Raw genomic sequence first — 22195 nt, 5'->3', positions numbered from 1 at the left:
GTCCGACATCAATCGATCCTTCCTGCCGAGCACACAGGCTCGGCCGTCGGACCGAGATCAGATCCACCGAATTTCAGACAGTCCCCAGCCCAACAGCTGCCGGAACTTATTGCCGAATGGGTTCGCTATTACTCGTGGTTTCCTGTGCCCTGGGAGGGACGCTGATTCGGGCGGAGGGCGAGTATGAGCTCGCCTGAGCAACTAAATGAAGGCCTTTACCAGGCGACTGTCTCGGAAAAACTGCCGTCTGGGAGCTTGGCGGCGGACTTTCTGTACCCAGATATCTCGGCGCAAGCGGAGTGCGGCGAACTCCATTGCTCGGTCAGCCGTCCGGCAGGGAGCGGTTTTCGTCGGTGTTGTGCGCGGGGGCCGGTGCGGCGCTGTTACTGTGCCGGAGAATGTAGCGGTCGGGCGGGTTTTGGTTAGTGGAGGTGTGGAGAGTGGCGCGCAAGGTTGTGGTGACCGTGATCGACGATCTGGATGGCGCGTCGGCCGCCGCTGAGACCGTCTTGTTCGGTCTCGATGGGGTGGGTTATGAGATCGATCTGTCCGAGGCGAATGCGCGGGAACTGCGTGCCGGCCTCGATAAGTGGATTCCGTTCGCGCGGAGGGTCGGGGGGCGAGGCCGGGTCAAGGCTCCTGTGGCGGGTCGGCAGAAGGACGCGAAGTCGGTGCGGGAGTGGGCGCGCCGTAATGGGCATGATGTGCCTGAGCGTGGCCGGATTCCCTCCGTGGTGTTGCAGGCGTATCAGCGGGCGGCGAGCTGACTTCAGTGCTGCTCCGGCCGGTCAGGGTGGCCGCGGAGCTGTGGTCGGGCCGCGAGGTGTTCTGGCGGCCCGTATGAGCATGCATTACTGCCCTCGGCCACGAACCGGTGTTGCGAGGGATCCGGTTTGAGGTCTGCGTCGCTGGAGTACTCCGGTGTCTCGGTCGGAGTTCAGCTCGACGCTGGCTGGCCCTGATGTTCTGGTTCGTGTAGGTCGTCAAGGATTCGGTCGATGGTGGCGTTCTGGGGCCAGGTGTGGTCGATGCGGGTTTCGGTGACGAAGGGTAGTGGTTGCCAGCCGTGGTACCAGGACCGCATTTCCGTTTCACCGAACTCGGTGGCTTGCGGCCGTTGGGCATGCCGGGTGAGGGTTTGTTCGAATGTCAGGTCCCAGGTGTAGAAGAGGGCGCGTCGTGCTCGGGTGGTGAGTGTTTCGAGCATGGGCCCGTAGCGGTCGGCGTCGAGGATTCCTTCGACGATGACCAGTTGGCGGCGGGGTAGGCAGGTGGTGGCGATGAGTTCGATCAGTTCGATGGTGAACGCGCCGGGCGTGTCGGGTTCGCGCAGGACGGTGCGTCGGATGGTGTCCTGGGCAATCAGGGCAGATCGGCCGTGGTCGAAGTGCCGGTGTACGGCGCGGGCGATGGTGGATTTGCCGGATCCCGAGTTGCCGCGCAGCACAAGCAGTGTGCCGTCGGGTGGCAGGTGGGGGAGTGGGCAGGGCATGGCCCCACGCTAGTGGGCGCGGAAGCCGTTTCGAGCTTGATGGTATTCGTCGATCGGGCTGATATCGCGTGTCGCGCGGGCGGATTCGAGCTACGGCGGAAGGCTCGATGGAGCGGGCGGCGAATCAGCCCAGAACGCAATCAATAGCGTGCTGGTACTGTGATATGCGCATTGAACGATAAAGTTGAGGAGGTGAAGGCGTTGTTGTGGCGTGCCGACGCACACGGAGACTCGCGAGCGCTCGCCTGGTTCCGCCTCTGAACTTTCTCATCCAGCGCCGACCCACACTCACCCGCTGTACATTGCGTCGACTTCGGTAGCGAAGTCGCGCAGTACGATGTTGCGTTTGAGCTTCAGCGACGGGGTGACATAACCGTTGGCCTCGGTGAGGTCGGCTTGCAGCATGTGGAATTTGCGGACGGCCTCGGCTTTGGAAACGGATCGGTTGCCGTCGTCGATGGCGGCCTGGATCGCGGCGAGCAGGTCGGGGTCGGCGGCAAGATCGGCGACGGTGGCGTCGTCGGATTTGCCATGGAGCTTTTTCCAGGTGGGGAAGTGCTCGTTGTCGATGGTCACCAGGCAACTGACGAACGGCTTGCTGTCGCCGACAACGATCACCTCGTCGATCAGGGCGTGAGCGCGGATGCGGTCTTCGATCCCCGCGGGGGCGACGTTCTTGCCGGCGGCGGTGACGATGATTTCCTTCTTGCGTCCGATGACGGTGAGGTATCCGTCGTCGTCGAGGGTGCCGAGGTCTCCGGTGGCGAACCAGCCGTCCCGGAAAGCGTCGGCGGTGGCGTGTGGGTTGTTCCAGTATCCGGTGAACACATTCGGTCCTCGCAGCAGGATTTCACCGTCGTCGTCGATACGGACCGAGGAGCCGGGTATCGGCTGGCCTACCGTCCCGATCTTCGGCCGGTCATCCGGATTGAACGTGGCGGCTGCGCAGGTCTCGGTCAGGCCGTAGCCCTCCAGCACGGTGAATCCGACTCCGCGGTAGAAATGGCCGAGCCGTTCGCCGAGCGGGGCGCCGCCGGAAAGAGCGTGCGTGGCGCGCCCGCCCAGCGCGGCGCGTAGTCGGCGGTAGACCAGACGGTCGAACAGTGCATGCCGGATTCGGAGGAGAATCGGGATCGGGCCGCTGCCCCGAGCGTGGCTGTAGGCGATCGCGGTCGTGGCCGCGAGATCGAAGATCCGGCCTCGACCGGTTAGTTGGGCTTGTGCGCGGGCGGTGTTGTACACCTTCTCGAAAACGCGCGGGACGCCCAGGATCAGGGTCGGACGGAATTCCCCGAGTTCTGCGGTGACATCCTTGATGTCGCCGACGTGGGCGATGTCCACCGGGACGAACGCTGCCGCGATCTCGGCGATCCGGCCGAGCACGTGCGCCAAGGGCAGGAACAACAGGACCGAGGACTCGCCGGTGCGGAACAGTGCCGGCATCCGGGCGGTGATGTTGCCCATCTCGGCCAGGAAGTTACCGTGGGTCAGCTGACAGCCCTTCGGCCGGCCGGTGGTGCCGGAGGTGTAGACGATCGTCGCCAGTTGATCGGCCGAGAGAGCCGACCGGCGACCGGCCACGGCGGCGTCGCTGATTCGTGCGCCGTCCGCTTCGAGGGTCGCGACGGCGTCTGCATCGATCTGCCAAGTGTGCATCAATTTCGGCAGCTGGTTACGCACGTCGGCGACGACAGCGGTGTGGTGGTCGGTCTCTGTCACGATGGCCACCGCACCAGAATCGGAGACGATCCACTGCACCTGTTCGGCGGAGGACGTTTCGTATACCGGAACCGTGACCGCCCCGGCCCACCAGATCGCGAAGTCCAGTAGCGTCCATTCGTAGCGGGTGCGGGACATGACGGCCACCCGATCGCCGGCCTGAATGCCGTTCGCGATCAGGCCCTTGGCCGTCGCCAACACCTCGGCGCGGACCTGGGCGGCGGTCAGATGATGCCAACGGCCGTCCACTTTGCGGCTGACCACCGCGATGTCGGGATACTGTTCGGCATTGCGTTCGATCAAGTCGGTGAGGTTCGCGTCGGGACGGACCCGGTACAGAGGTGGCAGTCCGAACTCGTGCATGATCGCTCCTCCTCGGCGACGCTCCCCGACTGCGCACGGTGCGCTCGACCTGAGAAGCGGCGCATAGCCGAGTATGAACCGCACTACCGCGACACGGCTATGACTGCTGGTAGTCCTGCATGAGGACCAAAGCCCTTTGTTGCAGGGCAGCGCGGAATCCCCCTCCGGTCGGCCGGGGCGATCGACCGGCGGCGGAGTCGGCGGCCGGTCCCGCCGGAGGCAACAGGCCGGTGAGGACTTTCGACTCTCTTGTCCCGCGGGAGGGTGCTGCATCGTGGAATACGGCGGGTTCGTCGGCTCTCGGGTCCGCCGCCCGGCTCTGTGAACGGTGCGTGAGAGGCGGCGAAGGCCATGCCACAGTCGAAGGTGCTGACGGTGTTGGATTGCTGGTCTCGGCTGCGGTCGTTCTCGGTCGGCCGGATCGGTTACACCGAGGGTGGTGTACCGGGCAGCGGATGCAGTGCGTCGGCCGCAGGTGCGGCTGAGGCGGTCGTCGATGCAGACGAGCTCGTCGCGGCCACGGATTTCCCGCGACGTCTCCGGGTGGCCGAGTGCTACGACCAGGTCGACCGGATCCGCGTCGACCGAACGCCCGGCCTCCATCTGCGGGCCGGGTCGGCGATCACGTGAACGAGAGAAGGGTCCGTGGCCGGCCCTGTTCCGGCGTGAATCGACGTGTCGGGGCCGGGGCCCGGGCACCGTTGCCGATCGGCCGGGCCGCCCGCGGGTTCGCTCGATGCTTGTCGGTGACGGCGGGCCTCCTGTTGTTCCGGCGAATCCATCTGCCCACCGATAACCGGGGGCTTCGAGTGGTGTTCGCGGACACAACCTCCGCCTGTGTGTTCCGGGAGACCGTCGTCGACCGGCCTGCTGCGCTCGCGCCTTGCGTACTCATGGTGAAATTCCGGTTGCGGGCGGTGCACGGCCGCGGCCACGCCCTTTTCCGGCGTGAGAGCCTGCTCAACACCGTGCTGTTCGCCGGATTTCCGGGTCTGGTCTCCAAACTGTGGCTCGCTCACGATCAGCGCGGTGCGTACCGGGGTCTCTACGAATGGGACGGCCCTGCCGCGGCCGAGACGTACGCCCTCACCCTGTGGCGAGTACTGGCGCTCGTGAGCGTGCCCGGTTCGATCGACTATCGGGTGCTTCCCCGAATCCATCGCGCCGATCTATTCGAGACCATCCCTCGGGACGATCCTCATGCCACAGGTGCCGAGTGGTGGCGGGTGACCGGAGTCGTCCCGCCGGGCGGCTGCGTTTCCCGTGAGGAAGGACAGTCGGCGACGATCGAGCACACGGCCGGGGACGGTGGGCGGGATGATTGAGCGGCAACCGGCACAAACCCCGGAGCATCGGGCGGGCCGCGGCGCGACAGATATTTCGATCGAGCTCACCGGGCTGACGAAGGCCTATCGAGATGTGCTCGCACTGTCCGACGTGACGCTGGAGGTACCCAGCGGGGTGGTCTTCGGCTATGTGGGGCCGAACGGTGCCGGTAAAACCACCACCATTCGCATCCTGGTGGGTCTGATGCGCCCGACTGGCGGTGGTGCCCGTATCCGAGGCGCGGATACGGTGCGGAACCGGGAAGCCGCGCAATGTCGTATCGGATATCTGCCGGGGCAATTCGTCGCCTACCCAGACCTGACCGCGGAACAATATCTCGACTACCTTGCACATTTGCGCGGCGGTGTCGAGCCGAGCGTGCGCCGGGACATGATCGATCGGCTCGACCTGGAGCCGGGGCATCGGATCGGCGCGATGTCGCACGGCAATCGGCAGAAGGTCGGTCTCGTGCAGGCCTTCATGTCCCGGCCCGATGTCCTGGTGCTGGACGAGCCGACCACCGGCCTCGATCCACTGGTGCAGCGGGAGTTTCTCGCCATGGTGCGTGAGGTCCGCGACGCCGGCGGCACGGTCTTCCTGTCCTCGCATGTGCTGTCGGAGGTGGAAGCGGTGGCCGATACGGTGGGGATGCTGCGAAAGGGGCGGCTGATCGAGGTCCGTTCGGTCGCCGAGCTCACCCGGCGGGCGGTGCGCCGCATCGACCTTCTGTTCGCCGCGGAGGTCCCGGACCCGGACGAGTTACGCCGGCTTCCCGGAGTTCGGCGGGTCGACCGGTGGGCGCAGCGGATACAGGTCGAAGTGCAGGGTTCGACCGCGGAACTGCTGAAAACAGTCGCCGGCTACGACGTCATCGACATCGTGAGCCGTGAACCGGATCTCGAGGAGATATTTCTCGGCTACTACGGACAGGACTGATCGTCGTGCTGCACACCGTGTATCTGAAATGTCTGCGCGATCAACGCCGCGGGCTCATCGGCTGGAGTGTGGGTATCGGTGTGCTCGTGCTGTTGGAATGTGCCCTGTGGCCGTCGATTTCGGGTATGTCGGGTATGCGGGAGTTCTTGGAGAACTATCCCGAACCGTTACGCGAGCTGTTCGACCTGGATGAATTCGGCACCGGCACCGGGTTCCTCAACGCGGAGCTGTTCAGCATGCTGCTGCCCATCCTGTTCCTGGTCTTCTCGATCGCCCGCGGTGCCAAAGCGATTGCCGGAGAAGAGGAGCAGGGCACGTTGGAGGTGCTGCTGGTCACCCGGATGACGCCGGTGCGGCTCGTGCTCGAGCAGGCGGCGGTGCTCGCCACCGGTCTGCTGGTACTCGGTTCGGCGCTTTTCGGTGCGGTGGTGGCGTTCTCGGCGTTGTTCGGGCTCGATGTCGCGGTCGGGTCCGCGCTCACCGGTGCGGCGGCCATGGCGTTCATCGGTGTCGAATTCGGCTGGCTCGCGTTGGCCGTCGGCGCGGCGACCGGCAGGCGAGTTCTCGCCGTGGGTGTCACATCGGTCGCCGCGGTGGGCGCGTACGTGCTGTATGTGGCGAGCAAACTGGTAGACGCCGTACGCCCCTGGGGCCCACTCTCGCCGTTCCACCAGGCCATCGAAGGGGGCCCGCTGGGAGCCGGCCTGCCCGCCGCATACGGGTGGCTGCTGCTGGCCGGGGCTCTTGCTCTGCTGGTGGGGTTGCCGATCTTCGATCGCCGGGATATCGCCGGAGTATGACCCGCAGGGTCCGAGATCCTCACCGCGACGCCTTTTCTCGCCGGTGCCGGATTCCGCCTTGGTTCCGCGCCGCCGCGGCGTGGTGGCGGTCGCCATGCCCTGCGATGCGCAGTGCCGCGATCGTCATCGCGACCGCGACGACCCCGGCGACCGTCACCAGCCGGTTGACATCCACCGCCGGTTGCCACCGCACCCGGCCCTCGCTGACCACGTAGGCGCCGACCGGTTTGGCTCCGACACCGAAGCCGCCGCCGGAGCCCTCTTTGCCGGCGTCGTCGGTACCGGTGCCGCCGCCTCCGCCTCCGGATACCGCGGCGGCAGCGATCACGGTGACCCCACCTCGTTCGACAGGGTCGGCGAATACTCGTCGAACAGTCATCGAGTCTTTCGCCGTGGTGAGTATGTCCTCGACCTTCATCGGTGCTCCCTGCTGTGTGTAGGTCCTCTTCACCGGGCACCGTGCTCGGTGTGGGCGATCATGACGGGACAGTGCGCGTGCTGGACGAGCGCGTTGCCGGTGGAACCGAGCAGCAGACCGCGGAATCCGCCTCTGCCGCGACTGCCGACGACCACGAGTTGCGCTACTTTCGACCACTCGAGGAGCTGATGCCTCGGGCCGGACAGGTACACCTTGCGAACGACTTCGACATCGGGGTATTTCTCGTCCCAACCGGCCAACTGCTCGGCCACGACAGTCTGGGCCGCCGCCGCCACATCGGGGTTCGAGATCGCGTTCGGATAGCCGAGGAAATGATCGAATCGCTGATCGCTCCAGGCATGGACGGCGATCAGCGGGGTTGCCCGCTCCGCCGCTTCGGCGAAGGCTGCCGCGACCGCGGCATCGCCGGTGCGACTCCCGTCGACACCGACCACCACCGGCAGGGCACCGTGGGACCCCTGATCCGTGGCGTTGCCCCGGACCACCACGACCCGGCCGCGCCCGTGCGCGGTGACGGCGAGCAGGGTGGAGCCGAGGTGGGCGAATGCCGAGCTCTGGCCGGATGCGCCGAGGACGACCAGATGCGCGGTGCCCGAGCGCTGGATGAGCAGCCGGGCAGGATCGGCCTCGGAGACCTCGGTCCGGATGCGCAATCCGGGATCGACGGTGCTGGCGAGCGCGGCCGCGGCGGCCACGTAGTCGGCGCCGCGGCGACGGATGTTCTCGAGGACTCCGGGAACGGTCACATCGTAGAGACCGAGCGCGCTGGAGGCGGCCATGAGGTCGAGTCCGTGCACGATATGCAGCTCCCGGCGGCGCCGGGTAGCGGCTTCCGCGGCCCAGAGCACCGCTCGGCCGGCAGCCTCCGACCCATCGGTTCCCACCATGACGGCGGCCGATGCGAGCCGGCGCGGGTGATCCGTACGGTGAGCGGCCACAGCGGGAAATCCCTTCGGCGCAGCGGGTCGGTTGTTCGTAGGTTAGGTTCGCGGGCTCGCTGTCTCGCCTGTCGAAGGTCATCAATGCCGAGGTCCGAAGACAGTGGTCGGTGCGGCGGCCGGGGCCAGATCCATCGCGGATCCGGCGTTACCGGAACGGCCTTTGCCGAGTGGTTTCGGCGCCGCCGACCGGGAGTCATTCGACGCATGGCGCCGGAGGCGGCGCGGCGACGGCGGTCCCTCGGTGCCGGCACGACCTATTGGGGACTTTCGCCCCTCGCGATGAGCTCGCCGCGGGGACAGACTCGGGAGAAAGGTGATCCGAATTGCCGAATGGAGGCTCCCACATGCCCGAGAGCAGCGCGACCATGGATCGTGCCGGTCTCGATCGACTTGTCGATGTATTGCGCGGACACGGATACCGGGTGATCGGTCCGCAGGTTCGCGACAGCGCGATCGTGCTGGACGAGCTGGATTCGGGTGCGCAATTACCCGATGGCTGGGGTGTGGAGACCGCGCCGGGGCATTACCGGCTCCATCGTCGCGAGGATCCGGCGGTCTTCGCCCACTCCGCCGGGCCCGGTTCCTGGAAACAATTTCTCCACCCGCCGCGACGCAAGATGCTGAGTGTCGGCCCCGACCTGACCGAGGAACCTGTCGAGGAGGTGTCGGATCGTTACGCCTTCCTCGGTGTCCGCGGCTGTGATCTGGCATCCATCGCGATTCTGCAACGGGTGCTCGGTGGCGGCGCACAGCCCGATACGGGGTTCGCGGGCCGATACAAAGACCTGTTCGTCGTGGCTGCCAACTGCACCGAGCCGGGCGGGGTGTGTTTCTGCGCGTCCATGGGCACCGGACCGGGAGTTACCACAGGATATGACCTTGCGCTCACCGAGCGCGTCGGCAGCGAAGAACACCGCTTCCTGGTGGAGGTCGGTAGTGAGGAGGGCGCGGATGTCCTCGCGGAACTGAACGCCCGCCCCGCCGGCGAAGAGGAAGTGTCGCAGGCCCGCGACGCGGTGTTCGCCGCGGCCGGCCAGATGGGCCGTGCCATGCCCGACGTCGATATCCCGCAGCTCGTCCGCGACTCACGGGAGTCGCCGCACTGGCAGGATGTCGCGAGTCGCTGCCTCACCTGCGGTAACTGCACCATGGTGTGCCCTACCTGCTTCTGTACGACTACCGAAGATGTCACCGACCTCACGGGCGAGCACGCCGAGCGCTGGGAGAAATGGTCGTCGTGCTTCGAGCTGGATTTCTCCTATATGCACGGCGGAAGCGTGCGCCGGACGGGGGAGAGCCGCTACCGGCAATGGCTCAGTCACAAACTCGGGACCTGGCACGATCAGTTCGGCAGCTCGGGATGCGTCGGGTGCGGGCGATGTATCGCCTGGTGCCCGGCCGAGATCGATCTGACCGCCGAGGTGGCCAGTCTCGCCGAACTGCACGAGGAAGCCGGCGATGCCGACCGCTGAGGACCTGTCCGGGTTCGCGAACCTCCAGACGCTCGACAGCGACGATCTCGGCAAGCTGGCACGGGCCGGGCGCGAGGTGTCGTTTCCCGCCGCGTACCGGGTGATCCAGGAGGGACAACCGGCGGACCGGTGCTGGCTGATCCGCAGCGGCCGGATCAGGTTGGACGCGCACGTGAGCGGGCGCGACGACATCGTCCTGCAGACACTGGACGCAGGCGACCTCCTGGGCTGGTCGTGGCTGGTGCCTCCCTATCGCTGGCATTTCGGCGCGCTGACCACCGAACCGGTGGACGCCGTCGAATTCGACTCCGCCACACTGACCGGACTCTGCGAAGACGATCCGCGTTTCGGCCGGGACCTGATCCTGGCGCTGTTCGAGGCGCTGCTCGCCCGGCTGCAGGCCACTCGCGCCCGGCTGGCCGACCTGTATCGCGACCCCGCCGAGTTCCGGGTCTCGGCGCAGATCCCCGGCACCGCTGCTGCGGAGACGCCATGAGTGTCGATGTGCAGGCGCAGGCCGCCGCGGCGAGTGACACCATGCATCCGTACCGGGTGGTGCGGCGGACAGCGCAGACCCACGACACCGTCACGCTGACGCTGGAACCCGTGCGCCGCGCGGCGGGCCGATTCCGGGCCGGGCAGTTCATGATGCTCTACAGTTTCGGCGTCGGCGAGGTCGCGATCTCGATCAGCGGCGACCCGACCGGTCGCGGTGAGGTACTCGAACACACGATCAGGACGGTCGGCGCGGTCAGCGGGGCATTGAGCAGCACCGGTGTGGGCGGACTGGTCGGCGTGCGAGGGCCGTTCGGTACCGGATGGGACGTGGAATCGGCGGCCGGGGGAGACCTCGTGGTCGTCGGCGGGGGAGTCGGGGTCGCTCCGTTGCGGCCGTTGGTACTCGCCGCGTTGGCCGATCGCGATCGCTACCGCCGTGTCGTGGTGATCACCGGAGCGCGCACGCCCGCTGATCTTCTGTTCGCAGGTGACCAGGAGGGCTGGGTGCGCGACGGTTCGGTCGAACTCCATCGGACCGTGGATCATCCGGGCCCCAAATGGTCGGGACGGGTCGGTTTCGTCACCGAGCCGTTGGCCCAGCTGCACCTCGACCCGGCCCGGACCACCGGGTTTCTGTGCGGGCCGGAGCCGATGATGCGTTTCTGTGCTCAGGCACTCCTGCGCAAGAGCGTGCCGGGCGACCGGATCCGGGTTTCGCTGGAGCGCACCATGGAATGCGGTGTCGCGCGGTGCGGACACTGCCAGCTGGGCCCGCTGCTGCTGTGCCGGGACGGCCCGATCGTCACCTATACCGTGGCCGAACCGCTGCTGGGGGTGCGAGAACTATGACGACGACTCCGACGCTCGCGGTCTGGAAGTTCACCTCCTGCGACGGCTGCCAGCTGACCCTGCTCGACTGCGAGGACGAACTCCTCGCACTGGCCGGGCAAATCCGTATCGCCCATTTCACCGAAGCATCGAGCACCGTGGAGCCGGGACCCTACGATGTTTCCTTGGTCGAGGGCTCGGTGACCACACCGGAGGAACTGCGCCGGATCACCGAGATCCGTGAGCAGTCGCGGATTCTCGTGGCGATCGGGGCGTGCGCGACGCACGGAGGTATCCAGGCGTTGCGCAATTTCGCCGATACCGCCGAGTTCACCTCGGCGGTCTACGCCAGCCCGGAGTACATCGAGACCCTGGCGACATCGACTCCGATCTCCGACCATGTGCGGGTGGATTACGAGCTGCGCGGCTGCCCGATCGATCGCCGCCAGTTACTCGATACTCTCTGCGCTTTCCTGGCCGGTCGCGCCCCCGATATTCCGAACACCAGCGTGTGCACCGAGTGCAAGCGCCGCGGCACCACGTGTGTGATCGTCGCCGAAGGTATTCCGTGCCTGGGCCCGGTGACCCAGGCCGGGTGCGGGGCGCTGTGCCCGGCCTACCACCGGGGCTGCTTCGGTTGCTTCGGGCCGATGGCGGAACCCAATATCCATGCGCTGCTGCCGATCCTCCAGGTCAACGGGATGTCGGTCGACGATGTCGACCGTGTGTTCGCGACCTACGCCGCGGCCGCACCCGAATTCGCGGAGCAGCACCGTGACCAGCCGTAGCAGGTACCTGAAGGTCGAGTCGCTGGCTCGTGTGGAAGGTGAGGGCGCGCTGCGTATCGTCGTCGACCGGGGCGTGGTCGAGGCCGCCGAACTCCACATCTACGAGCCACCGCGGTTCTTCGAAGCGCTGCTGCGCGGCCGGGCCTACACCGAGCCGCCCGATATCACCTCGCGGATCTGCGGGATCTGCCCGGTGGCCTACCAAGTCAGTGCGTGCAATGCGCTGGAGCACGCGTGCGGGGTCGAATTGGACCCGCCGCTGATCGATCTGCGGCGACTGCTGTACTGCGGCGAATGGATCGCGAGCCATTGCCTGCACATGTTCTTGCTGCACATACCCGACTTCCTCGGCTACCCGGACGCCATAGCTCTCGCCCGAGCCGAACCCGGGCTGGTCGAGCAGGGGCTTTCCATGAAGAAAGCGGGCAATACGCTGCTCGAGGTGCTCGGAGGGCGGGCGATCCATCCGGTCAATGTCAAGCTCGGCGGCTTCTACTCGGTCCCGGATCCGCGTGACCTCGCGCCGGTGGCCGAGCGACTACGCGCCGGCCTGGACGCTGCGGTGCACACCGCCCGGCAGATCGCCCGCTTCGACTTCCCCGACGCCGAACTCGACTGTGAACTGCTGGCCGCCGGCCATCCCGAGCGCTATCCCATCGAGACCGGTGAAATCCACACGAGCAGTGGAATGCGCTTCCCCGCAGCCGAATTCACCCGACACGTGGTCGAACGCCAGGGCCGGCACTCCACCGCGCTGTACGCGACGCTCGACGGCCGGCGGTACGCGACCGGTCCACTGGCCAGATACACGCTGAACTTCCCCCAACTGTCGGCGACCGCCCGTCAGGTCGCGAACGAGATCGGGTTGGGCAGCGCCTGCCGCAATCCTTTCCGGAGCATTCTGGTGCGCGCGGTGGAGGTCGTCTACGCGATGGAAGAGGCGTTGACGCTCATCGCCGGCTACCGGCGACCCCTCCGCCCGGCGGTACCCGTGCGGCCTCGTGCCGGGACAGGTCATGGGGTGAGCGAGGCGCCACGCGGCCTGCTCTATCACCGCTACGACATCGGCGCGGACGGGCTGGTGCGCGCTGCCGAGATCATTCCGCCCACCTCACAGAATCAGGCCGCGATGGAGGAGGATCTGCGGCGGGCGGTGGCCGCCAATCTCGACCTCTCCGACGCCGCCCTGACCGCCCTCTGCGAGCGGACGATCCGCAACCACGATCCGTGCATCTCCTGTTCGGCGCACTTCCTGACGCTCGACATGGTAGGGCGATGACGAGATCGCGAGTGGTCGTCATCGGGATGGGCACCGGATTGCGCTGCGACGACGGGATCGGCCCGGTGGTGGCATCGCTCATCGCGGAATGGCGGATCCCGTGGGTGTCGGCGGAGGTCTCGGAGGGTGAGCCCACTCGACTCATGGATCTGTGGACCGGCGCGGACCTGGCTGTGGTCGTCGACGCGGTGGTCTGTGAACCCGCGAGTCCGGGCCGGGTGCTGCGCATCGATACCGCCCGGCTTCGTCGTGCACCGGCAGCGGCCGGTTCCCATTGTCTCGGCTTGGCCGAGACTGTCGCGCTGGGGGACGCTCTGGGCCGCCGTCCCGGCAGGCTCGTGATCTTCGGTGTCGAAGCCGCGTGCCTCGACACCGGGGTCGGGCTCTCGCCCCCGGTAGTATCCGCGATACCGGCGGTGATCCAAGCGGTACTGGCCGATATTGCACGGTGCGTCCCTCTTCGGGATACCGCGGGGCGTTTCCGCGACCCTTCGTTCTTCATTGCCCGGATACCGCATTCGAGTGGGTGTTCGGTCGGGTCGCCTGCGTAGGGAGCGCAGCCCCGGCGCAGTGCGGAACCGGAGTGGTGCTGAAAGTGAGCGAAGGTTCCGGATGACCGGCCGCACCTGCCCTACCTGGCCGGTACCGGGGCGCTCACCGAAGACGGGTTCCCACGGCAGCGATTCGGGATATCCACCGCCCACCCGTGGTTGGGGTATCTCGGGCTGGAATGGCAGCGGAACCCGTCCTCGAACTCCCTGCGTGGAGTCGGCGCGGGCGGCGCGTTGTTGCTGGTATTGCCCTGGCGCGGTGTATTTCTCATTCTCGCTGTCATCGGATTACTGCTGGCAGCCGGTGTATGGCGGTGGATTCCGGAATCGCTTCCGCGGCCCGCCCGGCGCCCGGGTGGTGTGGCGGCCGGGCTGCGCTCGATCGGCGCGCCGGCCGCGCGCGGCGCGGTGCTGGCGCCGGTGGTGGCGTTATCGTTCGGTGGTGCGGCGGTTTTCGCCTATATCGCCGGTACGACCTTCGTATTCCAGGAGATCTACCACCTCACCGCTGCGGCGGCGAGCGTCGTTTACGGGGTCAACGCGGTCGGGAACATGATGGGCAGCCTCGCCTACGGTCGGCTGGTCCGCCGATGGTCCCCGGAAATGCTGCTGTGCGCCGGCGCCGCGGTGGCACTGGCCGGGCAGGTGCTGCTGGTGTCGATAGCGGTTACGGTCGGCAGTTCGATGATGTCGACCTGGCTGTGTTTGTTGGTGTCGCTTACCGCGTTCGGTGTGTTCTTCCCCGCGGTGGTCACCATCGCTCAACAGCGCGGACGTAGCGCGCCGGGCGCCACTTCGGCATTGCTCGGCGGCGGGCAGTTCCTGTTCGGTGCCGCCGGCGTAACCCGGGAGCGCCGCGTCGACTCGAACCGAGGGATCCTGGCTGGGGTGTGGCATGATCACCACCGCGACAAGTGCGGCCATCGGGATCTGCGGACCACCCCCCCTAAGCCGACGACGAGGATCAGAACGATCGGTGCCGCCGGGCCGAAATCATTGTTTGATCTTCTCCACGGGGTAGCCGGCGAGTGTGCCTACGAGCAGGCCGTAGACGGCGAGGCCGATCAATACCGGAAGTGGAATCCTGCCCTCCGGGTCGAAGGCCACCCACAGCGCGTATGCGCTGGGTGGCAGGTAGAGGATGGCCGCGGTGGTTTCGCACCAGGCGACGAGTTGGTTCGCTTTTCGCCGACGTATCGGGTCGGTGAGGGTGAGGTCGGGAATGTCTTCGCCGTACCCTTTGGTCGGGCTCGTCGCGATGCCCCGGAAACCCAACGAGGCCAGGTAAGTACAGAAGAGCGCCCCGGCGGCAAAAATCAGGCTGACGATGAAAGCCTTCATGGTCCTCCCCATGTGCGCGCGAGCAGCCATCCGCTGCCGGCGATCGCGGACCTCACTCGGAGGGCCGATAACGAGAGTGGATGGTTCTCCCCGGGTCCTCGTCAGCCGGTTCGGTTTTCGCGAGAGCCTGCGAACAGCGAATTCCGGAAATGGCGCACCAATGCTGCACCGACCACGATCAGTGCCGCCAGTACGACAGCGATCACGAACAGGTCCTTAGTGGTTCGCGCGACTTCCCCACCTGCGATTGCCAGGGCAATGAAAGCGATCATGTTCGGTAGTGCCCGAAGGTGTTCGGTCAATTGTGCCCCCTGTGTTCGTGTCGACCCGAGGTCGCGCGGCCGATGGCCCCGCACCGGCCACCGCTTACACGGTCGGCTCGAATTGTAGTCGTCGTCGGGTACGTCGGGCATCCACGCGCGTTCGCAGGGCACGAGCAGCGATTGGTGTGCCAACCGGCGCCGACCGAACCGAGAGTAAACAATTGTTTACTATAATGAGCATGCGTTCACGCTCGGATGATCGGACTGCCCGGGCCAGGATCAGGGACGAGGCGTTGCGGCTGTTCGCCGATCGTGGCCCCGATGCGGTGACGGTTCGAGCCGTCGCGGCGGCGGCGGAAGTCTCTCCGGCCCTTGTGATGCGGCATTACGGCGCGAAGGCCGGTCTGCGTGATGCGGTGGACGATCATGTGGCCGAGATGTTCGAGTCGTTGCTGCAGCGGACGGTGCTCGCCGGTGACGGCGGTCCGTTCGCACCCGGCGCGACGCCGACTCTCGCGACGCAGGTGATCGCGCAGTTGCCGGCCGGCTCGCCCGTCCCCGCCTACCTGGGGCGCATGCTGCTCGCCGCCGAACCTGCGGGTTCGGCCCTGTTTCAGCGCCTGTACACGGTCAGCCGGAAAGTTCTGGCCGGCATGGCCGAGGAAGGATTCGCCGAGTCCGGTGCCGACCCGGCTGTCCGTGCCGTGTTCCTGCTGGTCAACGACCTGGCGGTGTTGATGCTGCGCCCGCATATCGGGGCTGTCCTCGGCATCGATCTCTTCACGGAGGCGGGAATGCGACGGTGGGGCGCCGAAGTGCTGTCGATCTACCGCGCGGGGTTGGGAGGTGATGCCGTCGAGGAACCCCGTGACCCCGTTGCCGGCTACTCATGATCGAGGTACCCATGTCTGTTTCCTCCGCTCTTCCTGCTCCGGTCGCCGACGCATTGGTCGGCGTCGCTTCCAGGGCATTGCGCACGCGTCAGTTGATGCGAGCACCTGTTCATCTCTATCGGGCACGCTTGGGATTTCTATACGGACGGCGCATGCTGATGCTCGAACATATCGGGCGAAAAACCGGCGTCCGCCGTTACGTGGTTCTCGAAGTCGTCGACCGTCTCGACTCCGATTCCTACGTGGTGGTTTCCGGTTTCGGTACCCGCGCCCAGTGGTTCCGCAATGTCCGGGCCGACCCCCGGGTCCGGGTCTGGATCGGCGGTCGCCGACCTGCCGAAGCGCGGGCGAGCGTGCTCAGCTCTGACGAGGTCGCGGCTTCGCTGCACGCTTACGCCAGTCGGCATCCCCGCGCCTGGGCAATCATGAAACCGGCGATCGAGAACACACTCGGAACACCTATCGACGAACGCGGTACCGGACTTCCGATGGTGAGTCTCCGCCTCACGCGCGAATAGGGTAGACGGGCGGTGTGTTCCGTGCTCGACCGCCGTCGTCTCATCGAGGTGTTCGCGAGTGGGCGCGCTTCTCATAGGAGTTCCACGTGGTAGAATGCCAATTCCGGGCGATCCTTGCAGGGCAGGGCCCGGATATGAGCGACGTACTCGAGGTTGTGAGTTTCTCCCTCGCGGGCGACGATGGTGTGCATGCGACGGGCCGCGGTCAGATCGACCTGCGTCGAATCTCCTACCTCGGTAGGGGGAATGTCCGCGGCCGTGTAGAGCTGGTGGATGCCGGGCACGAGCTGGATCCACATTCGCGTCCAGCTCGCCGGTACCGCTATACCGTCGACGGCGACACCGGGCGCGGGTATCCACACGCGCGCGCCGGGTACTTCGGCCTCGCCGATTCTGATCGCTCGCCACCTCTGGACCGGGTTCTGTCGGGACTTCTGTCCGCCTATTTCGGCGGTCCACTCCTCTGCTGTGTGTGCGACCAACTCGTAGCGCAGATGTAAGGACAACGCCGACCATCCGGGTGCGGGGCCCGGAGGTTCGGAAGCGTCGTAGTCCACGATGTGAACGTCGGGCCGGGTATGGTCGGCTGGGGGAGTGGCCACTGGTGATGCCGGAGATGGGCGGCGGGCGTCGACGATCGCGCCGGCCACGAGGACGAGTCCACCACACACTCCCACACCTGCGGCGCCGTAGGCGAGCAGAGCCCCGATCGGCAACCGATCACCGAACGGGGAGCCGAGTAATCCGGCCGTGATGCCGAGCAGTGTCACCACTGCGACCGCGGTGGCCATGGCCCACACCACCATGGCGATTCGGCGCTCAGTTGTTGTGGAACGGCCTGGGCGTGCGGTGGTCAGCCATGCCCCCTCGTGTAGGTCCGCGTCGGCTTCGCGGAATCGGTGCGCACCTGCCCCGAGCACACTGGAGTAGTAGAAGGTCGCGTCCGCGCCTTCTTCCAGGTGGATAACCCGGTAGCAGCGCGAATGGCTTCCGGCGACGGCGACCAGGTGTTCCCCGGCGGAGACCACGGCCCTGGTCACGCCCCATCCCCACGACACCGGAAATCCATCGACATAGACCACCGGGACGCTGGGCCGGGCAACTCGGAAGTCGAGACGACGCGCCCCAGCAGGGTAGGAACTGTATCCGGTGTGCACGAGCAGGGTCGCCGTGCCCGGTTCGCTCGTGTGCCCGGTGAGTTTCCCCAGGCGCGGTGCCGTGTGCACGGGTATCCGTGCCGCGGGGTGTGGCCGGGCGTGCCAGCCACGGAACGGCGGAAAGGACTTATGGGTCGCCAGTCGGCGGAGTCCCGGAATATGTGATCGGAGAAGTACGAGCGCCGCGAAACCACCGATCGCTGCGACGCCTGAGCCGATGGCGGCGATCACGGCCTCGGGGTTCATGCGCGGATATCCGGCAGCGCCGAAGCGCCGGAGTACGAGGTGTTGCGCGATCGGGCCGAAGCCGTCATTCGCGGCCTGCGGAAGCTGTCTCCGGAGTGTGCGCAGGCATGGCCGCAACCGCAGTACCTGCGGAGGGTGGACGGAAACGATTGGTGAAAGGTGTTGTTGCCGTGCAGGAGTGCTCCCATGGTCGGACCTCCCGACCCGCTCCGAGCCGGGTTGCCGACCAGACTTCCCGGCGCACCACGGGTAAAGATGCCGTAAAGAGCGGTCGATCGCAACTCCAGGCCCCCGGCCGTACTGCCGCCACTCGCTCGAGCGTTCGTATATTCCCGTGAGGGAGCAGGATTTACAAACTGTCGAGCCATCGCCTATCGTACCGTCATTCAACGGCATGTTTTTGGGGTGTTTGTCGCATTCGTTGCCTGTTGTCGCCGGGTGTCGGCGGTTCGCGACGACGGAAGTAGGTGAGTATGTCACCGGAAGTTATCGGTTTCGCGCTGCTGTTGCTGCGATCCTGGTGCTGGGCCCGGTGTTCGGGTTGCCGGCGATGGCGGGCACCTTGATCGAGATCGGCTTCGAGGGCGGTCACGGTACCGCCGCGGGGATGGCCGGAACGTTCGAAGAGTTCAACTTCCCCGAAGGGCAGGACCTCGCGCTGGGTCTGGCAACCGTGGGGATCTTGTCGGGCATCGTCTGCGGTATCGCGTTGATCAACTGGGGTGTGCGCACCGGTAAGACGACCGAACTGCGCACCGACGCCACTCCGTCGGTGGCCGAGCGGGCGGGGTTGGTGGAGAAGGAGCGCCGCCGTTCCGCGGGGACGCTGACGGTCAACCCGTCCTCGATCGAACCGCTGACCCTGCACTTCGGGTTGCTGGCGGTGGCGGTGTTGATCGGTTGGTTGATGCTGACCGGGTTGCAGTGGGTCGAGCAGAAACTGTGGGCCGACAGTCTGGAGCTGTTCGCGCATGTGCCGTTGTTCCCGATCGCGATGATCGGCGGCATCATCGTGCAGGCGTTGATCCAGGCGTTCGACCGCGAGGAGATCGTCGATGTGCAGATGATCGAACGGTTGCAGGGTTTCAGCCTCGATGTGCTGTCATCGCCGCCCTGGGTACCTTGTCGCTGACGGCGATCGCGGCGAATATGGGCCCGTTCATCCTGTTGGCGGTCACCGGTCTGGTCTGGACGGTCGGAGCGTTCGTATTCCTGGCGCGGCGGATGCTGCCCGATTTCTGGTTCGAACGCGGCATTGCCGATGTCGGTCAGGCCATGGGCGTGACCTCCACGGGTCTGATTCTGCTGCGGGTGGTCGACCCGGATCTGAAAACCCCTGCGTATCAGGCCTTCGGCTACAAGCAGCTGATCATGGAACCGTTCTTCGGCGGTGGGCTCGTCACCGCCGGGGCGATTCCCGTGATCGCCAATTTCGGAGCCGGATGGCTGCTCGCGGGCATGCTCGCGCTGTTCATCGGTGCGCTTGCCGCCGGCCTGCTGTTCTTCGGCCGGCGCCCTGTCGCCGCTGCTGCCGCAGAACCGGTAACAGCCGCACCCTGACAAGCTTGGACCTGATTTGCTCCGGCGCGGGACTCGCGCCGGAGCAAACGGCTTCCGGGCGGATCGGCGAAAGTGGACGTCGGTGTCCGGCCTCCGATGTGGTTGATATGCCTGCCCGCCACTCGGTTATCGGTCCCGTGTTCCGGCGCGACAGGTTCCGCGGGACCCCCGGTCGGCGGCCGGCACGGGTCATGTGGTGTCCAGATCGCGCTCCCGGAAACGGTAGGCGCCGACAGCAGCGGATGCGGCCGCCAGGACGGTCAGTATGATCAACGCCGTCCAGCGGAGGTCTTCCATCGGAATGCGAGCGATGTGCTGGAACGGGGACAGATCGTGGATCCACTGCGGCAGGTTCATGATTGGGCCGAAGAAGCCGAGGACCAGGGCGAATCCGAACACCGCCCAGGTGGCACCGATCGCCTGCGGGAGGACGCCGTAGAGCAGGGCGGCGACAGCGAGAACCAGCAGTACGGCGGGCGCGAACACGAGATGGGATACGAGCCCGTCGACGACGTAGCCGGCGTCGCCCACGGACAGCGCCAGCGCGACACCGAATGCCAGGCCCGTCGTGGCGAGCAATGCCAGCGCGCCGAGTGCCGCGACACCGATGTATCCGGTGAACCAGGCGACCCGGCCGGTTGCGGTGGCGAGCACCGGTTCGGTGCGGCCGGTGGTTTCTTCGGTGCGCAGGGATTGAACGGCGAGGATCGCGAAAACTGTGACCAGCAGAGCGTCGAAGAAGGCCATGGTGCCGAGGTAGCCGTCGAGCATTCGGCTCGCGTCGCCGCCCATGACGTCGACGACCTGGTCGGGCAGGTCGTCGAAGGAATCGACGATCGTGTTGCCGATCCCGCCGTAGAGCGCTCCGCTGGCGACCAGCGCGCAGGCCCAGCCGATGAGCCCGGCCCGTTGCAGACGTGCCGCCAACGCCACCGGTGTGGCCAGCCAGCCAGGAGCCTCCCGGTGGCCCGGGCGCGGCGGTACCAGCCCGGCACCGAGGTCGCGGCGAGAAGAGAGGGAGTAGGCCACCCCGGTGACGGCCAGAATCAGCGCGAACGAAAGCAGCAGTGGCCACCAGCGGCCGTCGGCGTAGGCGCGAGTCTGCTGTGACCAGGCCAGCGGGGACAGCCACGACAGCGCGCTGCCGCCTTCCCGAACGGCGTCGCCGGCGGCGCGGATGACGTAGGCGATGCCCAGTGCGAGGCCGGCGAGTCCGGAGGCGGCGCGGGAGTATTCGGTGATCTGGACGGCGACCGTGGTGATCGCGGCGAAGACCATTCCCGCCGCGCCGACACTGGCGCCGAATAGCAGGGCGTCGGAGGTGTCGAGTCCGGCTGCGGCGAACGAACCGGCGACCAGCAGGGTCACCGCGAGGTTTGCGATGACCGCGAGGACGAGTGCGGCGGTGAGCTGGGCGTGGCGGCCGACGGCATTGGCGCGGACGAGTTCGGCGCGCCCGGTTTGTTCTTCGACGCGAGTGTGCCGGGAGATGAGCAGGATGTTCATCAGCGCGGCCAGCAGTAGGTAGTACAGGCCGTAGACCGCGACGATCACCGATTCGGTGGTGGGATCGGTCAAGCCGTAGCCGGGGCCCGAGATCAGTGCACCGACGACTCCCTCGCTGAACTGGCTGACCGCTCGGAGATCTTCGGGGGTTTTGTATACCTGCTGCAGTGCTGAGGCGTAGTAGACGCTCATCAGCGCGATACCCAGCACCCACGCGGGGAGCTTGATCCGGTCCCGGCGCAGATCCAGCCGCACCAGCGTGCCGGTACCGGCCAGGGCGTCGCGCCAGGTGGTCTGCGAATCGATAGGAGCCGCGGCAGGCGTGCCGGAATATGTTGCCGTGGTGGTCATTCGCCCGCTCCGTTACCCGCGGCGGCGAGCTCGTCGCCGTAATGACGCAGCATGAGCTCCTCGAGCGTGGGCGGATGGCTGGTCAGGGCGCGGATCCCGGCGTGGCTGACGGCGGCGATCGCGGCGTCGAGTGCGTCGGTGTCGGCATCGAAACGGACTCGGCCGTCCTCGGTGATCACGTTGTGGACGCCGGCCAGCGCGCTCAGGTCCCTGATCGGGCGTTCGGTCACTGCTTCGACCGTGGTGCGGGTCAGGTGCCGGAGCTCGGTGAGGGTGCCGGTTTGCACGACCCGCCCGCTGCGGATGATGCTCACCCGGTCGGCGAGTTTCTCCACCTGCGCAAGGATGTGGCTCGACAGCAGGACGGTGCCGCCCCGGCTCTTCACCTCGGCGACCACGTCCTGGAACACGACTTCCATCAGTGGGTCGAGGCCGGCGGTGGGTTCGTCGAGCAGGAACAGATCCGCGTCCGAGGCCAACGCGGCGATCAGGGCGACCTTCTGCCGGTTGCCCTTGGAGTAGGTGCGGGCTTTCTTCGTCGGGTCCAGGTCGAATCGTTCGATCAGCTCTTCGCGGCGGGTCGTGTTCACCGCGCCACGTAGCCGGGCGAACACGTCGATCGCCTCGCCGCCGGTGAGATTCGGCCACAGTTCCACATCGCCGGGGACGTAGGCCAGGCGACGGTGCAACGCGACCGCGTCCCGCCAGGGGTCTCCGCCCAGTAGCCGGGTGGAACCGCTGTCGGGGCGGAGGAGCCCGAGCAGCACACGGATGGTCGTGGTCTTCCCGGCGCCGTTCGGGCCCAGGAATCCGTGGACCTCACCTCGGTGGACGTCGAGATCGAGGTCGTCGAGCGCGGTGGTGCGGCCAAAAGTCTTGCGCAACCCGGAGATTGCGACGGCAGTATCCATACATCACAGCGTACATT

23 protein-coding genes are annotated in these 22195 nt (G+C 66.7%); 16 read left to right on the top strand and 7 right to left on the bottom strand.

The features are described from left to right. Positions 1-440 precede the first annotated feature (440 nt). Entirely contained in the window at positions 441-767 is a 327-nt protein-coding gene (locus NF4_RS33175) for a histone-like nucleoid-structuring protein Lsr2 (protein WP_063131359.1), read from the top strand. A gap of 170 nt (positions 768-937) precedes the next feature. Here NF4_RS33175 and NF4_RS33170 read toward each other — a convergent pair whose 3' ends face one another. Then, the gene (locus NF4_RS33170; protein ID WP_063131343.1) at positions 938-1492 is read right to left on the bottom strand and encodes an AAA family ATPase; all 555 of its coding nucleotides are present in this window, start codon (positions 1490-1492) and stop codon (positions 938-940) included. Positions 1493-1780: 288 nt separating this feature from the next. After that, positions 1781-3574 (bottom strand): AMP-dependent synthetase/ligase, encoded by a 1794-nt coding sequence (locus NF4_RS33165; protein WP_063131342.1) that lies wholly within the window; start codon positions 3572-3574, stop codon positions 1781-1783. Between the two features lie 351 nt (positions 3575-3925). Here NF4_RS33165 and NF4_RS33160 point away from each other — a divergent pair, with 351 nt between their 5' ends. Genes NF4_RS33160 through NF4_RS33145 form a run of 4 tightly spaced genes read left to right on the top strand, consistent with a single transcriptional unit; the run spans position 3926 to position 6636 of the window. Beyond that, positions 3926-4204 carry a hypothetical protein gene (locus NF4_RS33160; protein ID WP_063131341.1) on the top strand — a complete coding sequence of 93 codons (279 nt, stop codon included), beginning with the start codon at positions 3926-3928 and terminating at the stop codon, positions 4202-4204. 35 nt (positions 4205-4239) lie between these two features. After that, positions 4240-4899, top strand: a complete 660-nt coding sequence (locus NF4_RS33155; protein WP_198165563.1) for a hypothetical protein — start codon at positions 4240-4242, stop codon at positions 4897-4899. Beyond that, complete coding sequence (locus NF4_RS33150) at positions 4892-5836, top strand: ABC transporter ATP-binding protein (RefSeq protein WP_157120732.1); 945 nt, start codon at positions 4892-4894, stop codon at positions 5834-5836. The genes NF4_RS33155 and NF4_RS33150 overlap by 8 nt, the downstream gene beginning before the upstream one ends. A gap of 5 nt (positions 5837-5841) precedes the next feature. Continuing rightward, positions 5842-6636 (top strand): ABC transporter permease, encoded by a 795-nt coding sequence (locus NF4_RS33145; protein WP_063131340.1) that lies wholly within the window; start codon positions 5842-5844, stop codon positions 6634-6636. A gap of 19 nt (positions 6637-6655) precedes the next feature. Here the strand turns inward: NF4_RS33145 and NF4_RS33140 are convergent, their stop codons facing one another. Both NF4_RS33140 and NF4_RS33135 read right to left on the bottom strand, forming a co-directional pair. Then, a complete protein-coding gene (locus NF4_RS33140; RefSeq protein ID WP_063131339.1) occupies positions 6656-7054 on the bottom strand; it encodes a sporulation protein in 399 nt (132 codons plus the stop codon). 29 nt (positions 7055-7083) lie between these two features. Continuing rightward, positions 7084-7962 (bottom strand): universal stress protein, encoded by an 879-nt coding sequence (locus NF4_RS33135; protein ID WP_063131357.1) that lies wholly within the window; start codon positions 7960-7962, stop codon positions 7084-7086. Between the two features lie 398 nt (positions 7963-8360). Here NF4_RS33135 and NF4_RS33130 point away from each other — a divergent pair, with 398 nt between their 5' ends. The 9 genes from NF4_RS33130 to NF4_RS33085 all read left to right on the top strand — a co-directional run bounded on the left by NF4_RS33130 (position 8361) and on the right by NF4_RS33085 (position 16447). Beyond that, complete coding sequence (locus NF4_RS33130; RefSeq protein ID WP_063131338.1) at positions 8361-9488, top strand: 4Fe-4S dicluster domain-containing protein; 1128 nt, start codon at positions 8361-8363, stop codon at positions 9486-9488. Beyond that, entirely contained in the window at positions 9475-9984 is a 510-nt protein-coding gene (locus NF4_RS33125) for a Crp/Fnr family transcriptional regulator (RefSeq protein WP_063814782.1), read from the top strand. Before NF4_RS33130 ends, NF4_RS33125 begins: the two co-directional genes overlap by 14 nt. Further along, on the top strand, positions 9981-10835 hold the full coding sequence (locus tag NF4_RS33120) for an FAD/NAD(P)-binding protein (RefSeq protein WP_063131337.1): 855 nt from the start codon (positions 9981-9983) through the stop codon (positions 10833-10835). Before NF4_RS33125 ends, NF4_RS33120 begins: the two co-directional genes overlap by 4 nt. After that, a complete protein-coding gene (locus tag NF4_RS33115; protein WP_063131336.1) occupies positions 10832-11602 on the top strand; it encodes an NADH-quinone oxidoreductase subunit B family protein in 771 nt (256 codons plus the stop codon). The genes NF4_RS33120 and NF4_RS33115 overlap by 4 nt, the downstream gene beginning before the upstream one ends. Further along, entirely contained in the window at positions 11589-12881 is a 1293-nt protein-coding gene (locus tag NF4_RS33110) for a Ni/Fe hydrogenase subunit alpha (protein ID WP_063131335.1), read from the top strand. Before NF4_RS33115 ends, NF4_RS33110 begins: the two co-directional genes overlap by 14 nt. Further along, the gene (locus NF4_RS33105; protein ID WP_084533760.1) at positions 12878-13432 is read left to right on the top strand and encodes a hydrogenase maturation protease; all 555 of its coding nucleotides are present in this window, start codon (positions 12878-12880) and stop codon (positions 13430-13432) included. The genes NF4_RS33110 and NF4_RS33105 overlap by 4 nt, the downstream gene beginning before the upstream one ends. 159 nt (positions 13433-13591) lie before the next feature. Then, a complete protein-coding gene (locus NF4_RS37250; RefSeq protein WP_269749671.1) occupies positions 13592-15163 on the top strand; it encodes an MFS transporter in 1572 nt (523 codons plus the stop codon). A gap of 58 nt (positions 15164-15221) precedes the next feature. Further along, positions 15222-15929, top strand: a complete 708-nt coding sequence (locus NF4_RS33090; protein WP_369690966.1) for a TetR family transcriptional regulator — start codon at positions 15222-15224, stop codon at positions 15927-15929. Positions 15930-15940: 11 nt separating this feature from the next. Beyond that, positions 15941-16447 carry a nitroreductase family deazaflavin-dependent oxidoreductase gene (locus NF4_RS33085; protein WP_063131356.1) on the top strand — a complete coding sequence of 169 codons (507 nt, stop codon included), beginning with the start codon at positions 15941-15943 and terminating at the stop codon, positions 16445-16447. A 71-nt stretch (positions 16448-16518) separates the two neighbouring features. On the opposite strand, the gene NF4_RS33080 is transcribed toward NF4_RS33085, so the two are convergent. Further along, positions 16519-17850: a hypothetical protein gene (locus NF4_RS33080; RefSeq protein ID WP_063131330.1), complete on the bottom strand. Its 1332-nt coding sequence runs from the start codon at positions 17848-17850 to the stop codon at positions 16519-16521. 550 nt (positions 17851-18400) lie between these two features. Between NF4_RS33080 and NF4_RS39655 the strand changes: the two genes are divergently transcribed. Then, positions 18401-18982: a sodium/glutamate symporter gene (locus NF4_RS39655; protein WP_232330762.1), complete on the top strand. Its 582-nt coding sequence runs from the start codon at positions 18401-18403 to the stop codon at positions 18980-18982. Then, positions 18973-19410, top strand: a complete 438-nt coding sequence (locus tag NF4_RS39650; RefSeq protein WP_063131328.1) for a sodium/glutamate symporter family protein — start codon at positions 18973-18975, stop codon at positions 19408-19410. The genes NF4_RS39655 and NF4_RS39650 overlap by 10 nt, the downstream gene beginning before the upstream one ends. Positions 19411-19599: 189 nt before the next feature. Here NF4_RS39650 and NF4_RS33065 read toward each other — a convergent pair whose 3' ends face one another. After that, a complete protein-coding gene (locus NF4_RS33065) occupies positions 19600-21267 on the bottom strand; it encodes an ABC transporter permease (protein WP_232330761.1) in 1668 nt (555 codons plus the stop codon). Beyond that, a complete protein-coding gene (locus NF4_RS33060) occupies positions 21264-22178 on the bottom strand; it encodes an ABC transporter ATP-binding protein (RefSeq protein WP_063131327.1) in 915 nt (304 codons plus the stop codon). The genes NF4_RS33065 and NF4_RS33060 overlap by 4 nt, the downstream gene beginning before the upstream one ends. Positions 22179-22195: the final 17 nt, after the last annotated feature.

This window comes from Nocardia fusca NBRC 14340 (assembly GCF_001618425.1).
GTDB lineage: Bacteria > Actinomycetota > Actinomycetes > Mycobacteriales > Mycobacteriaceae > Nocardia > Nocardia fusca.
This window is presented reverse-complemented; position numbering and strand designations above follow the sequence as displayed.